Here is a 13,606-nt window from a genome sequence, read left to right as displayed (position 1 = left end):
CCGGGCACGACGGCGCCGGCTCCCGCGCGGGACGGGAACCGGCGCCGCTTCTCCCGGTGGCCACGGGTCACCGCGGCCCTTGCGGCTACGGGTTGACGCAGCCGATCGAACCGACCGGGAAGTCGTTGCCGGCCGATGTCGCGGTGAATCCGAAGGTGACACTGCCGTCCGGCGGGATGGTCCGGTTGTAGTCGAGGTTCTTGACCGTGAGTGTGCCGTCGGACCCGGTGGTCAGCGCACCGTTCCACACACTGCTGACCGTGGTGCCCGCGCCGGGTGCCCACTTCACGGCCCAGCCGTCACGCGCCGTCGTGCCGTGGTTCATGACCTCGACGGACCCCTGGAAGCCGCCGTTCCAGGAGCTGGTCACGCTGTAGACGGCCATGCACCCGGTGTGCGGGTCGGTGGGCGTCGGGCCCGGGGTCGGGGTCGTCGGGTCGGGGGTGGGGGTCGTCGGGCCCGGGGTCGGGGTGCTGCCCGAGCCGCGGATGCCGGTCACCTCGCCGTTGCCGCCGTCGAAGACGACGTCCGAGCAGGAGAAGAAGTTCTCCTGGCTGTCCGAACGCACCCACTGGATGAACATCACCGCGTCACCCGAGCGGCCCGAGGGCAGGCCCAGGTTCCAGTAGTAGTGGCCGCCGTCCGTACCCGGCGAGCCCGTCTGCGGCGGGTTGGTGACGGTGTCGATCAGCTCCAGGTCGTCCCAGCCCAGTTCGGTGCTGGGGGAGTAGCCGGGCTTGGACAGGTACACCCGGAACGAACCGGGGTGCGCGGCCCAGTTGCTGTGCTTGACCTGGATCGTCGCGCCGGCCGTCAGATGCGTCCGGGGCCAGTCGGAGCGGGCGGCGTTGTACCCGGTGAAGTTGTACGGCGACCGGTCGCCGGCGCTGCACAGCTTTCCGTCCGGGACGTAACCGGGGCCCCGCCCGCCCGCGTTGGAGTCGAGTACGGCGAACCAGTTGTACAGCGCGGTCGCGCCGCTCTCGGCGAGCGCGGCCTTGCACGCCGGGTTCGTCGGGTCCAGCGCACCGGTGCTGGTCTTGGCGTCCAGTGAGCAGAGGTAGGTACGCGATCCCGGCATCATCGTCACGCCGTGCGCCTCCGCGCTGCCCTGGCCCAGCAGGGTCAGGGCGATTCCGCCGAGCAGCGTCGCGAACGCCGCCACCAGGGAGGCGAGTTGTTTTCTGCGTCGAGCCATGGTGTCTCCTGTGCCTGTGTGGGGACTGTCTTCCGGTCGGGTTTCTCTCCTGTGTCCACCGCCCGGTGGCCGCCGCCCTCGCCCGGCCGGGGACGGCCCTCGCCCGACAGGCGGGGGCGACCGGGGAGGACGGGTGCGGTCCGGGCGGGCGGTGCGGGCGCCGGGTGGATCCGGCGGCGGGGCGGGTGGGGCGGGGGCAGCCGGGTGGATCGCGTGGTACGGGCAGCCGTACGGCTGTGGTCGCCGGTCCCGGCCTCGGCGAAGGCGGACCGGTCGGGGCCGGGGGAACGGGGCGCGCGCCCGGGACGTGCAGTGACGCTCACAGGCGGGACCTCTCCGGGAGGAAAAGACCGGGTGGGGCGGTCCGGGACCGGGAGCGTCGGCCCACTGTTTCTGGGAGCGCTCCCACTCGCTGGTACGTAGAGGGGACTGTAAAAGCAACGTCGTGTCCCTGACAACCCATCGGACGGAATACGCCGAACCGGTGCCGGAGCGGGGGCGAGCCGGGGTGAGCCGGGGTGAGTCGGGGCGGCGTCCGGAACCGAGGGGTCCGCCAAGGTGTACCCGCTTTTTGGGAGCGCTCCCGAAACCTTCACCCGGGAGGCTCCGGTCCTCAGGACGACTCGCGCACCACCAGCCGCGTCCGCAGGATCACATGGCGCCAGGCCACCTCCGGCCGGTCCATCTCCTCCAGCAGCAGCCGCACCATGGTCCGGCCGATCTCCTCCAGCGGCTGGCGGACGGTCGTCAGGGGCGGCTCGGTCTGCCCGGCCAGTTCGAAGTCGTCGAAGCCGGCCACCGCCACGTCCTGCGGCACCCGGCGCCCCGCCGCGTGCAGGGCGGCCAGCGCCCCGGCGGCCATGCTGTCCGACGCGGCGAAGACGGCGTCGATCTCCGGGTGCCGCTCGATGAGCCCGGCCATCGCCCGTCGGCCGCTGGCCTCGGTGAAGTCGCCCTCTGCGACCAGGGACGACACCTCGCCGAGCCCGGCGTCCTCCAGCGCCTTCCGGTAACCGAGGAGCCTGCACCGGGCGACGTACATCTCGGACGGACCCGTGATCGCGGCGATGACCTTCCGCCCGCCGCCCGCCAGATGGCCGACCGCGGCCCGCGCGCCGCCGACGTTGTCCGCGTCCACGTAGGACACCCGCTCGTCCCCCGAGCGCCTGCCCAGCAGGACCGTGGGCAGTCCGGCCTCGGCGAGCATGTCCGGCAGCCGGTCCCCGGCCCGTACGGACATCAGCAGCGCCCCGTCGACCCGGCCGCCGCGCACGTACTCCACGAGCCGCCGCCGTTCGGTGTCCGTGCGGACGAGCGTGAGCAGCAGCTGCACGTCCGCCTCCGCCAGGGCGTCCCCGACCGCCCGTACGACCTCCGAGAAGAACGGTTCCCCGAACAGCCGCCAGTCCGTCTTCGTCATCACCAGCGCGACGGCGCCTGCGCGCCGCCCGGCCAGTGAGCGTGCGGCCATGTTGGGCACGTAGTTCAGTTCGTCGATGGCGCGCTGCACGGCGCGGCGTGTGGACGCCTTGACCCCCGACGCGTTGTTGATCACCCGGGAGACCGTGCCCCGCCCCACTCCGGCAAGGGCGGCCACTTCCTCCAGTGTCGGTGTGCCGGAACTCCGTCTCAGCATGCTCCCACCCCCAAGAGCCCCCGATCCTACGGGCCGCCGGGTGCTCGATCGAATGTTTCGATGAACCGTCAGGAACTGTTTTCTCGCGGAGCGTCACCGCCTCCCACCTGGAAGGCCGTTCACGGGCCGCAGGGGGCGGCCGTGTGCCGGGGGCCCGGCGGCGCAGGCGAATCCTGTCCGACCGCTTGACGGCACAACTCGCGACCCCCGAGATTGGGAGCGCTCCCATTTCTGTTCCGCCCCACCGGACACAACGCCGGTGCTCCCGTCATCGCGTACCTTCCCCCTCCCTCCAAGGACTTCAGCGTGTCGCGACATCAACCTCTTTCCTCCCACCCGCCCCGTACGTCCCGCCGCCGGGGACGCTCCGGGCGCATGAGCGCGTTACTGGGCACGGCGGCCGCCGCCGGGCTGCTGGCCGGCGGCCTCGCCGTGCCCGCCGGCGCGGCCGAACCTGTGGACGAGCCCTACGAGGTCATCGTCAACGGGGACTTCTCCGCGGGCACCGCCCCCTGGTGGTCGACGGCCAACAGCCCCGTCACGGTCGTGGACGGACGGCTGTGCGCCGACGTCCCCGCGGGCACGGCCAATCCCTGGGACGCCATCATCGGGCAGAACAGCCTCCCCCTCACCGCCGGTGAGGGATACACCCTGAGCTACACGGCGACGTCCACCGCACCGGTCACCATCCGCGCCAACGTGCAGATGGCGACCGAGCCCTGGACCACGGAACTCTCCACCGCGCAGCCGGTCGGGACGACCGCCGAACGCGTCACCGAGACCTTCACGGCCAAAGCCGGCCACGAGGCCGCACAGCTCGCCTTCCAGATCGGTGGCAGCGCCGAGGCGCTCACCTTCTGCGTCGACGACGTATCGCTGCGCGGCGGGACCGCGCCACCGCCGTACGTACCGGACACCGGGTCCCCCGTCCGCGTCAACCAGGTCGGATACCTCACCCACGGCCCCAAGAACGGCACCTTCGTCACCGACGGGACCGAACCGCTGCCCTGGTCGCTCGACTCGGCCGACGGGACGCGCCTGGCCGACGGCACCACCACCCCGGCAGGCGTGGACGCCTCCTCGCGGCAGAACGTGCACACCTTCGACTTCAGCGCGGTGACCACGCCGGGAGAGGGCTACACCGTCACGGTCGCGGGGGAGAGGAGCGAGCCGTTCGCCATCGGTGACGACCTGTACGCCTCACTGCGCACCGACGCGCTCGCGTACTTCTACCACAACCGCAGCGGCATCGAGATCGACGCGGACATCGTGGGCGAACGGTACGCCCGGCCGGCCGGCCACGTGGGGGTGAGCCCCAACCAGGGCGACAACGACGTGCCCTGCCAGCCGGGAGTGTGCGACTACCGCCTGGACGCGTCGGGCGGCTGGTACGACGCGGGCGACCACGGCAAGTACGTCGTCAACGGCGGTATATCCGTCGCCCAGCTGATGTCCGTCCACGAGCGGACCCTGTACGAGGAGAACGCCGACGCCGGGCCGCTCGGTGACGGCGGACTCAGGCTCCCCGAACACGGCAACGCCACCCCCGACATCCTCGACGAGGCCCGCTGGGAACTGGAGTTCCTCATGCGGATGCAGGTTCCCTCGGGGGAGCCGCTGGCCGGCATGGCCCACCACAAGCTGCACGACAAGGAGTGGACGGGACTGCCGACCCGGCCCGACCGTGACCCCCAGCCCAGGGAACTGCACCCGCCGACCACGGCGGCCACCCTCAACCTGGCGGCCACCGCGGCGCAGTGCGCCCGCCTCTTCCAGGTCTACGACGCGGACTTCGCCGCCCGCTGCCGGGAGGCCGCGCGGACCGCGTGGACGGCGGCCAAGGCCCACCCGGGCATCCTCGCCGACCCCCAGGACGGTACGGGCGGGGGCGCCTACAGCGACAACGACGTGCGGGACGAGTTCTACTGGGCGGCGGCGGAACTCTTCCTCACCACGGGAGAGGACACCTACCGCCAGGAGGTCCTGAACTCCCCGCTGCACGGTGACACCGACGCGGTCTTCCCGCGCGGCGGCATGTCCTGGGGGTCGGTCGCCGGACTCGGCGCCCTGGACCTCGCGACCGTGCCGAACAAGCTGTCCGGTGACCAGCTCACCGCCGTACGGGGCATGGTGACCGAGGCCGCCGACGGGTACGCGGCCGACTCGGCCCGGACCGCGTACGGCCTTCCGTACGCGCCCGACGGCGGGCAGTACGTGTGGGGTTCGAACAGCCAGGTCGCCAACAACATGGTCGTCCTGGGCACGGCGCACGACCTGACCGGCAGGACCGTCTACCGCGACGCCGTCCTGAACGGGCTGGACTACCTGCTGGGCCGCAACGCGCTCAACCAGTCCTACGTCACCGGGTACGGCGAACGGGACTCGCGGAACCAGCACCACCGCTTCTGGGCGAACCAGCTCGACCCGTCCCTGCCGAACCCCGCCCCCGGGTCCCTGGCGGGCGGCCCGAACGGCGCCATCGAGGACCCGGTCGCGCAGGCGAAGCTGCAAGGCTGCGCACCGTCGATGTGCTACATCGACGACATCGAGTCCTGGGCCACGAACGAGATCACCATCAACTGGAACGCCCCGCTCGCCTGGGTCGCGTCCTACGCGGACGACCTGGGGAGCGGCGCGGCCGCGGCACCGCGGTGCGAGGTCACCTACACCACGCAGCGCTGGGGCGGAGGCTTCACCACCCAGGTCGTGGTGAAGAACACCGGTGACCGGGCCATCGAACCCTGGCGGCTCGACTGGACGTTCGCCGACCAGCAGCGGGTGACCGACCCGTGGGGCGCCGACGTCCGGCAGGACGGCCCCCGGATCACCGCCGAGGCACTGGACTGGAACGCCGCTCTCGCCCCCGGCAAAACGGTGCGGTTCGGCTTCAACGGCCACTCCACCGGCCTGGTGAACGACCCGCGGGCCTTCAGGCTGAACGACCGGTCCTGCACCACGGCCCCATGACGGCGAGCGGCCGGCCCCGCCGGGTGAGCGGGGCCGGCCGCTCCCGGACCGACATCTTCCGGGAGCGCTCCCCGGACCGTTCCCGCTTCGCATGAGGAGGAATGCTGTGAAACGCCTTTTGGCTCTGCTGGCGACCTGCGCGACGGCCCTGGGCCTCACGGCCCTGACCGCCCCCCAGGCGACGGCCGCCACCGGATGCAAGGTCGACTACACGGTCGCCAGCCAGTGGCAGGGCGGCTTCCAGGCCGGAGTGAAGGTCACCAACCTGGGCGACCCCGTCACCGGGTGGAAGCTCACGTTCACCCTGCCGGACGCGGGACAGAAGGTCGTCCAGGGCTGGAACGCCACCTGGTCGCAGTCCGGTTCCGCGGTCACCGCCGTCGGCGTCGACTGGAACCGCACGCTGGCCACCGGCGCGACGGCCGACCTGGGACTGACGGGTTCCTTCACGGGTGCCAACCCGGCACCCACGGCCTTCGCGCTCAACGGCGTCCCCTGCACGGGCTCCGTCGACGGGACCACACCGCCCGACCCGGGCGAGCCGGGCGACGGCACCCCCGTGGAGGTCAACGGGCAGCTCCACGTCTGCGGTGTGAACCTGTGCAACCAGTACAACCGCCCCATCCAGCTGCGGGGCATGAGCACGCACGGCATCCAGTGGTTCAGCCAGTGCTACGACAACGCGTCCGTGGACGCGCTGGCCGAGGACTGGAAGTCGGACCTGCTGCGCGTCGCCATGTACGTGCAGGAGGACGGTTACGAGACCGACCCGGCCGGCTTCACCAGCCGCGTGAACAGCCTCGTCGACATGGCGGAGGCCCGCGGCATGTACTCCATCATCGACTTCCACACCCTGACGCCGGGCGACCCGAACCACAACCTCGGCCGTGCGAAGACGTTCTTCGCGTCCGTCGCCGCCCGTAACGCCGGCAAGAAGAACGTCATCTACGAGATCGCCAACGAGCCCAACGGCGTGAGCTGGAGCGGCATCAAGAACTACGCCGAACAGGTCATCCCGGTGATCCGCGCCGCCGACCCGGACGCCGTCGTCATCGTCGGCACCCGCGGCTGGTCCTCGCTGGGGGTCTCGGACGGCTCCAGCGAGAGCGAGATCGTCAACAACCCCGTCAACGCCACCAACATCATGTACGCGTTCCACTTCTACGCCGCGAGCCACAAGGACAACTACCGTGCCGCGGTGAGCCGCGCGGCCTCGCAGCTGCCGCTCTTCGTCAGCGAGTTCGGCACGGTGAGCGCCACCGGCGACGGAGCGGTGGACCGGGCGAGCACCACGGCCTGGCTGGACCTGCTCGACCGGCTGAAGATCGGCTACGCGAACTGGACCTACTCCGACGCCCCGGAGGGCAGCGCGGCGTTCCGCCCCGGCACCTGTGGCGGCGGCGACTACAGCAGCAGCGGTGTGCTGACCGAATCGGGGGCTCTGCTCAAGAGCCGGATCAGCACTCCCGACAGCTTCCCGACCAGCTGAACCCAGACAGCTTCCCGACCAGCTGATCCCCTACGGGAAAGCACTCCTGCCGCACCGCGGCAAACGCGCCGCCCGCCCCCCCTGCACCGGGAGCGGGCGGCATTTTCCGGGGTCGGCCGATCGGCTGATGCCGACAGGCGCGGGATGCCGGACGCTGGACGCGGAGGGCGACGGTCCCCGCCCGGCCCTTCCCGCAGGGCCCGGCCCGCGACCGTACGGCCCGCCCGGCGCGACGGGACGGCCCGCGCGAGGTGCCAGGACGACAGGAAGCTGCCCGATATGCCCCACGAGCCCGAAGAGAACGCCCCCGTGGACAGGTCCACCGGGCCCGCCCGCCCCCGGGCCGGGGGAGCGGGCGGGTCCGGCCGGGGCAGCGGCACGGCACGGCGGACCGGGCGCGCCGCCCTGCTGGTGGTCTCCGTGCTGGCGGTGACCCTGGCGGGGTGCGGCCAGGACGGCGGCCCCCGGGAGGCCGGCAGCGGCGGGCGGCCGGACGCCACTGCCGCACCGCCCCCGGCCCCGTCACCGGCACCGGGCAGCGGAGGAGCAGACCAGGGCACCACCGGCCGGGGCGCCGCCACCGGGAGCTCCGCTGTCCAAGACTCCCTTCTGGTCACCGACTTCGGGTCGGACACCGTCACCTTCGTCGATCCCGCCCCACGGAACCCGGAACAGCGGAATGCGGCGGCCGGGCGGCCGGAGTCCGTCGTGGCCGGCACGGCACCGTACGGAGTGGCCCTGGGCGACGACGGAACGGCATGGGTGGCGACAGCGGAAGGCGTGGCCGCGGTGGACACCGTGACCCGCGAGCGCACCGCGCTGATCGCCTACACCACCGACACGGGCCCGGTCACACACGGCGAGTACCGGGGAGGGGGCATGGGGATCGCGCTCTCCCCGGACGGCAGGCACGTCTACGTGGGGGTGAACGTCCCCGGCGCCGACGGAGTGCTGGAGATCATCGACACCAGGAGCCGGCGGGTGGTCGGATCGGTGCCCGTCGGCCGCCGGCCCTTCGACGTGGACGTCTCCTCCGACGGGCGGCAGGTCTACGCGACCGGTCACGACTCCTTCGACGTCACCGTGATCGACACCGCGGACCGGCAAAGCCGCCGCATCGAGGTCGCCCCGTACGGCACGGAAGGGGGCCTCGGCTCCTGGCTCAAACCGCACTACACGGCGGTACGCCCCTCGGACGGCGCTCTTCTCCTCCCCTTCGAGGGCGAACGCCTCGCGGTGGTCGATCCGGACACCGGACGGGTGCGCGTCGAGCGGATGACGGCCGACACCCACCAGCACGGGACGGCGATCACGGACGACGGAGTCCTGTACGTCGTCGGGACCGGCCCGATCGACCCCGCCGAGGACCACGGGCCGTCCCTGACGATCCGTGAGCCGGACGGCGGGGAACGCGTGATCCCCCTCGACGGCGCACACGAGGACGTCGTGGTCTCGGCCGACGGCCGCACCGCCTACGTCTCGGGCGGTTTCACCCGTGAAGGCCACTGGGACGGCCTGAGCGTCGTCGACATCACCACAGGTGAGGTGCGGCGGGTCCCGGTGGGTACCCGCCCCCTGGGCATGGCCGTGCTGTAGTCATGAGGGCCACGGGCTTTGCCGGTACGGGGCCGCCGCACCGCGCCCGCACCACACCGACCGGCCCCGCCCCCGGGGAACGAAAGGGAACCTTGATGAACACCCAGCTGACCGAGACCGGACTCCGGCACCTCGAACGAGCCGTGGACCTGGCCGAGGAAGCCCTCCGGGCCGGGGACGAGCCCTTCGGGTCCGTACTGGTGGACGACGGCGGACGGGTCCTGCGGGAGGCGCGCAACCACGTCCGCACCACCGGCGACGGCACCCGGCACCCCGAGCTCGAACTGGCCCGCTGGGCCGCCCGTCACCTCCAGGCGCACGACCGGGCCCGGACCGTGGTCTTCACCTCCGGTGAGCACTGCCCGATGTGCGCGGCCGCGCACGGCTGGGCCGGGCTCGGCCGCATCGTCTACGCCCACTCCTCCGCCCAGCTGACCCACTGGCTGACCGAACTCGGCGCCGGACCCTCCCCGGTCCGTGCTCTGAGCATCCAGGAGGTCGCGCCCGGTATCGAGGTGCAGGGGCCCGTGCCCGCCTTCACCGAGCGGCTCCGGTCTATGCACCGGGCCCTGCACTCCCGCCCCGGGGGCACACCCTGACCGGACGCCGCCTCCGCCCGGCCCATGAGGGGCCGCCGTCAGAGCTGGAACTCCGAGGGAGAGAGACCCACCGCCGCGCACGCCTCGCGCAGGATCATGTGCTCGGCGTGCGAGAAGTCGCCGTCGGCACCGGCGATGACGATGCCGGTCTGGATCACGGCCCTCGCCTCCGTCGGCTTCTTGGCGGTCTTCGCGATCTCCTGCAGCGCCTCGGCCTTGCCCTGCGGGAAGTTGGCGGTCAGCTGGTCCGCGTGCTTGTTGAAGCGCTGACGCAGCTGCTCCGGAGGGAAGTTCCGCAGGACGTCGTTCCCCAGGATCATCGCCTCCATGTGCTGGCGCTCCGACGGGTCCACATGGCCGTCCGCAGCCGCGACCAGGGCGCACACAGCCATACTCGCGTCCCGGTACGCACCGCTCTTCAGCTCCGTCCTGAGGGAGGTGAGCTGAGTCTTCAGGGTGCTGACCAGCTGGGAGCGCGCTCCGCCACCGGCCCGCGGTCCACCGCCGCTCCCTCCTCCGGCCGGGGAGCGCCCTCCTTGCGACTGCTGCAGATTCCTGGCCTGGTCCTTGAGCCGGTCCCACACTGCCATGGACGTCACCTCGGTCTTGGGTCCTGGTCGTGGGCCCGGTCGCGAGCCCACGCGTTCACCAGGTCAACGACCCGATCCGGGTAAAGGTTCCGCAAAGTGCGGGCCGGATGCGCCCTGGCCGGGACCGGCTCTCCCGGCTCCGGGCCACCCCGCGGCCGGGCCGGAATCCGGCGGCGACCGGTTCCCGCTTCGAGCTGATCGTCATATGAAAGGAGGGCATAGGCTGGAGTCATGATCGAAGACTTCCTGGCCGCGGACCGGGCGCGGAACCTGCGCCTGGTCGAAGAGGCCGTCCGGGCGGCGGCAGCGGCGGAGATCATGCCGCGCCACCGGCAGCTCGCCGCACACGAGATCATCGAGAAGAGCGGACCGCACGATCTGGTGACCGCCGCGGACCGGCTGGCGGAGGAGCATCTGACCGATGCCCTGACCCGGCTGCTCCCCGGCTCGGTGGTGGTCGGTGAGGAAGCGGTCCACGCCGACCCGTCGGTCTACGACGCGCTCGGTGGCGACGCGCCCGTCTGGATCGTCGACCCGGTCGACGGCACCCGCCAGTTCGTTCGCGGCGAGCCCGGCTTCTGCACCCTGGTGGCCCTGGCCCGGCACGGCGAGGTGTACGCCTCGTGGACGTACGCCCCCGCGTTCGGCCGGTTCGCCGTCGCCGTACGCGGCCATGGAGCCATGCTCGACGGGGAGCCGCTGCGCAGCGGCTCGCCCGCACCGGGGGCCGTACTCGAAGTGGCCTCCTCCCACCCGGACTTCACCACCGAAGCCCAGAAGCGGTCCCTGCTCGGACTGCGCACCGAGGGCATCGCCCCGCGCCCCTGCGGATCAGCGGGCCTGGAGTACCTCGCCGTGGCCTCCGGGGAACTGGACGCCGTCGCCTTCACCTGGGAGTACGCCTGGGACCACGCGGCGGGCCTGCTGCTGGTCACCGAGGCGGGCGGCGTCCAGCAGACGCTCTCCGGGACCCCGTTCCGTATAGCGGGCGGCAACGACCTGCCGTTCACGGCGGCCAGGGACGCCACGGTGGCCGGCAGGGTGCTCGGCGCGCTGCGGGCCGGCCGGGAGGGCGCCGCCGGCTGAGCGGCCGACGGCGGGGGACGGACCCGCGGGCGCGGGTCCGGAACACGAATCCGGGTGCGGGAAGCCGGGGTCCGGGGGGTCCGGGGCCGGCCGTACCGGTTCTACGGACGCTCCAGCACCGCCCGGACCTCCCGGACGACGTCGGCCGCCGTCTCCACCGCGGCGGTGTCCAGGCCCCGCAAGGCCGCGGCGGCCCGTTCCGCGAAGTCCGCGGGGGTGCTGGGCAGGGCGGCGGCAGCGGCGAGCGCGCCCTTCTCGTTGAGGCACCAGGTGCGGTGGTGGGCGTGGAGGGACTGGGCCAGGATGCCGAAAGCCCTCGACAGGCACAGGGCGACATGCAGCGTGTCGCCCGCGGGGGCCGACTTCCGGGCGGCGGCCACCGAGAACTCCGCCTCCCAGGCGGCTTCGGCGAGCGACCGGCGCAAGGGCTCCGGATAGCGGCGCATCTCCTTTTGAAGGCCTGTCAGTTCCTGGCTGGGGTCGGCCAGTACGCGCCCCAGGGCGACCTCCCCGGCGTAGCAGGGGGACCAGAAACCCAGTGGATGGCCAGGTTGCACCCCCACCTCGAAGCGGCCGTTGCGGCAGTCGGACCAGACCGACTCCACCCGGTCCAGGTCGCGCAGGATCCAGTCGACGGCGACCCCGTCCACCGTCAGCCACGCACCGCCGTCGACCCACGGACCCCAGCCGCCCGGACCCGCCACCTCCACCGGACCGCCCTGGAACGCGGAGGCCAGCGCGGTGAGGCCGGCCACGTCCAGGCCGCCCCGGTAGTAGATCCCCAGGTCCCAGTCGGAGTCGGGGCGGTGGGTGCCACGGGCCCGGCTGCCGCCCAGGGCGACGGCCCGGACCCCGGGGACCAGGGTCAGCCGGGCGGCCATGCCGGCGACGGCGGGGGAGGAAGGGGCGCACATGTCGTTCATCGGTCCGGAGGTTACCGGGGGACCGTTGTCGGCGCGCCGGAATATCCTGGACGCCCTGGCCGTCGGCTGACGAAGGAGTCCGAAGGTGCCACCGATGCTGGATGCCGTCGTAGTAGGCGCGGGCCCCAACGGGCTGACCGCCGCGGTCGAACTGGCCCGCCGCGGCCTCGCCGTGGAGGTGTACGAGGCCGCGGAGCGCGTCGGGGGCGGAGCCCGCACGGAGGAGCTCACCCTTCCCGGGTTCCACCACGACCCCTGTTCCGCCGTGCACCCCCTGGCCATCGGCTCACCCGCCTTCGACGCCATGCCGCTGGCCCGGCACGGTCTGGAATGGCTCCAGCCGGAGCTGGCACTGGCCCACCCCTTCCCGGACGGCTCCGCCGCCGTGCTCACCCGGTCCGTCGGGCAGAGCGCCATGACGCTCGGACCCGAGGACGCGGGTGCCTACCGCAGGATGGTCGCGCCCTACCTGGGCCACTGGGACACCCTCGCCGAGGACTTCCTGCGCACCCCGTGGGACGGACTCCCCAAAGACCCCTACCGCTGGGTGCGGTTCGGGCTGGACGCGCTCCAGCCGGCCGCGCTGGCGTCCCGGCGCTTCAAAGGCGCCAAGGCCCGGGGCCTGATCGCCGGACTCGCCGCCCACGCCATCGCGCCGACCAGCGGCATCGCCACGACCGGTATCGCACTGCTCTTCGCGCTCGCCGCCCACGAGAGGGGCTGGCCCGTGCCGCGCGGCGGATCCCAGGCCATCTCCGACGCCCTCGCCTCGTACCTGCGGGAACAGGGCGGCACCATCCACACCGGCGTGGAGGTCAAGCGCCTGGACGAACTCCCCCCGGCCCGGGCCTACGTCTTCGACACCTCGCCGACCGCCCTCGCCCGTATCGCCGGCCTGGGCGACGCCTACGGCCGCTACCGCTACGGCGCCTCCTGCTTCAAGATCGACTACGCCCTGTCGGGACCCGTGCCCTGGACCGCGGAGGAGGCCCGGCGGGCCGGCACGGTCCACATCGGCCCCACGGCAGGCGAGATCGACGGCGCCCTGCGTGCCGCGGTCGAGGGCCGCGACCCGAGCGTCCCCTTCCTGATCACGGCCCAGCCCTCGCTCGTCGACCCGTCCCGTGCCCCCGAGGGCCGCCACGTCTTCTGGGCGTACGGCCATGTGCCGTCCGGCTGGGAGGGCGACGCCACCGACGCCGTGGAACGGCAGCTGGAGCGCTTCGCCCCCGGCTTCCGCGACCTGGTGCTGGCCCGCGCGGTGGCCGGCCCGCCCCAACTGGCCGCGCGCAACGCCAACTACGTCGGCGGGGACATCGCCAACGGGGCCTTCTCCGGCCTCCAGACGGTGCTCCGCCCCAAGCCGGCGCGCGTGCCCTACGCCACCGCGCACCCGGCCGTCTTCCTCTGCTCCTCGGCGACCCCGCCCGGACCCGGTGTGCACGGCATGTCCGGCCACCACGCGGCGAAAGCGGTCTGGCGGCGGCTGCGTGCCGCCTGAGGGAGCCCGGATCCCGCTGCG

Annotated in this window: 10 protein-coding genes; 6 read left to right on the top strand and 4 right to left on the bottom strand. The window is 72.7% G+C overall.

The window, feature by feature from the left end; translation table 11 throughout:
* Positions 1-85: 85 nt before the first annotated feature.
* Together CP967_RS04145 and CP967_RS04140 are read right to left on the bottom strand one after the other, a co-directional pair.
* Positions 86-1,198 carry a lytic polysaccharide monooxygenase auxiliary activity family 9 protein gene (locus CP967_RS04145; protein ID WP_150486622.1) on the bottom strand — a complete coding sequence of 371 codons (1,113 nt, stop codon included), beginning with the start codon at positions 1,196-1,198 and terminating at the stop codon, positions 86-88.
* A 613-nt stretch (positions 1,199-1,811) separates the two neighbouring features.
* Positions 1,812-2,834, bottom strand: coding sequence for a LacI family DNA-binding transcriptional regulator (locus CP967_RS04140; RefSeq protein ID WP_150486621.1), 1,023 nt, complete (start codon positions 2,832-2,834; stop codon positions 1,812-1,814).
* A 375-nt stretch (positions 2,835-3,209) separates the two neighbouring features.
* Between CP967_RS04140 and CP967_RS04135 the strand changes: the two genes are divergently transcribed.
* The 4 genes from CP967_RS04135 to CP967_RS04120 all read left to right on the top strand — a co-directional run bounded on the left by CP967_RS04135 (position 3,210) and on the right by CP967_RS04120 (position 9,485).
* Positions 3,210-5,801, top strand: coding sequence for a glycoside hydrolase family 9 protein (locus CP967_RS04135; RefSeq protein ID WP_150486620.1), 2,592 nt, complete (start codon positions 3,210-3,212; stop codon positions 5,799-5,801).
* Between the two features lie 106 nt (positions 5,802-5,907).
* Positions 5,908-7,290, top strand: coding sequence for a cellulase family glycosylhydrolase (locus tag CP967_RS04130; protein ID WP_167535321.1), 1,383 nt, complete (start codon positions 5,908-5,910; stop codon positions 7,288-7,290).
* A gap of 279 nt (positions 7,291-7,569) precedes the next feature.
* The gene (locus tag CP967_RS04125; protein WP_229888381.1) at positions 7,570-8,886 is read left to right on the top strand and encodes a YncE family protein; all 1,317 of its coding nucleotides are present in this window, start codon (positions 7,570-7,572) and stop codon (positions 8,884-8,886) included.
* A gap of 95 nt (positions 8,887-8,981) precedes the next feature.
* Positions 8,982-9,485, top strand: a complete 504-nt coding sequence (locus CP967_RS04120) for a nucleoside deaminase (RefSeq protein ID WP_150486618.1) — start codon at positions 8,982-8,984, stop codon at positions 9,483-9,485.
* Positions 9,486-9,523: 38 nt separating this feature from the next.
* On the opposite strand, the gene CP967_RS04115 is transcribed toward CP967_RS04120, so the two are convergent.
* Positions 9,524-10,075 (bottom strand): tellurite resistance TerB family protein, encoded by a 552-nt coding sequence (locus CP967_RS04115; RefSeq protein WP_150486617.1) that lies wholly within the window; start codon positions 10,073-10,075, stop codon positions 9,524-9,526.
* Between the two features lie 231 nt (positions 10,076-10,306).
* On the opposite strand from CP967_RS04115, the gene CP967_RS04110 reads away from it, so the two are divergent.
* The gene (locus CP967_RS04110) at positions 10,307-11,161 is read left to right on the top strand and encodes an inositol monophosphatase family protein (protein ID WP_150486616.1); all 855 of its coding nucleotides are present in this window, start codon (positions 10,307-10,309) and stop codon (positions 11,159-11,161) included.
* 101 nt (positions 11,162-11,262) lie between these two features.
* On the opposite strand, the gene CP967_RS04105 is transcribed toward CP967_RS04110, so the two are convergent.
* Positions 11,263-12,084, bottom strand: a complete 822-nt coding sequence (locus CP967_RS04105; protein WP_150486615.1) for a nucleotidyltransferase domain-containing protein — start codon at positions 12,082-12,084, stop codon at positions 11,263-11,265.
* Between the two features lie 85 nt (positions 12,085-12,169).
* Here CP967_RS04105 and CP967_RS04100 point away from each other — a divergent pair, with 85 nt between their 5' ends.
* The gene (locus CP967_RS04100; protein ID WP_150486614.1) at positions 12,170-13,585 is read left to right on the top strand and encodes a phytoene desaturase family protein; all 1,416 of its coding nucleotides are present in this window, start codon (positions 12,170-12,172) and stop codon (positions 13,583-13,585) included.
* The last annotated feature ends 21 nt before the right edge of the window (positions 13,586-13,606 follow it).

The organism is Streptomyces nitrosporeus, from assembly GCF_008704555.1.
Classification (GTDB): domain Bacteria; phylum Actinomycetota; class Actinomycetes; order Streptomycetales; family Streptomycetaceae; genus Streptomyces; species Streptomyces nitrosporeus.
The sequence above is the reverse complement of the archived record's forward strand: the minus strand, read 5'-3'. Positions and strand labels throughout refer to the sequence as shown.

Coding starts and splice junctions, on each gene's coding strand:
- CP967_RS04145 (WP_150486622.1), bottom strand. CDS start 1,198: ATGGCTCGACGCAGAAAACAACTCGCCTCCCTGGTGGCGGCGTTCGCG.
- CP967_RS04140 (WP_150486621.1), bottom strand. CDS start 2,834: ATGCTGAGACGGAGTTCCGGCACACCGACACTGGAGGAAGTGGCCGCC.
- CP967_RS04135 (WP_150486620.1), top strand. CDS start 3,210: ATGAGCGCGTTACTGGGCACGGCGGCCGCCGCCGGGCTGCTGGCCGGC.
- CP967_RS04125 (WP_229888381.1), top strand. CDS start 7,570: ATGCCCCACGAGCCCGAAGAGAACGCCCCCGTGGACAGGTCCACCGGG.
- CP967_RS04120 (WP_150486618.1), top strand. CDS start 8,982: ATGAACACCCAGCTGACCGAGACCGGACTCCGGCACCTCGAACGAGCC.
- CP967_RS04115 (WP_150486617.1), bottom strand. CDS start 10,075: ATGGCAGTGTGGGACCGGCTCAAGGACCAGGCCAGGAATCTGCAGCAG.
- CP967_RS04110 (WP_150486616.1), top strand. CDS start 10,307: ATGATCGAAGACTTCCTGGCCGCGGACCGGGCGCGGAACCTGCGCCTG.
- CP967_RS04105 (WP_150486615.1), bottom strand. CDS start 12,084: ATGAACGACATGTGCGCCCCTTCCTCCCCCGCCGTCGCCGGCATGGCC.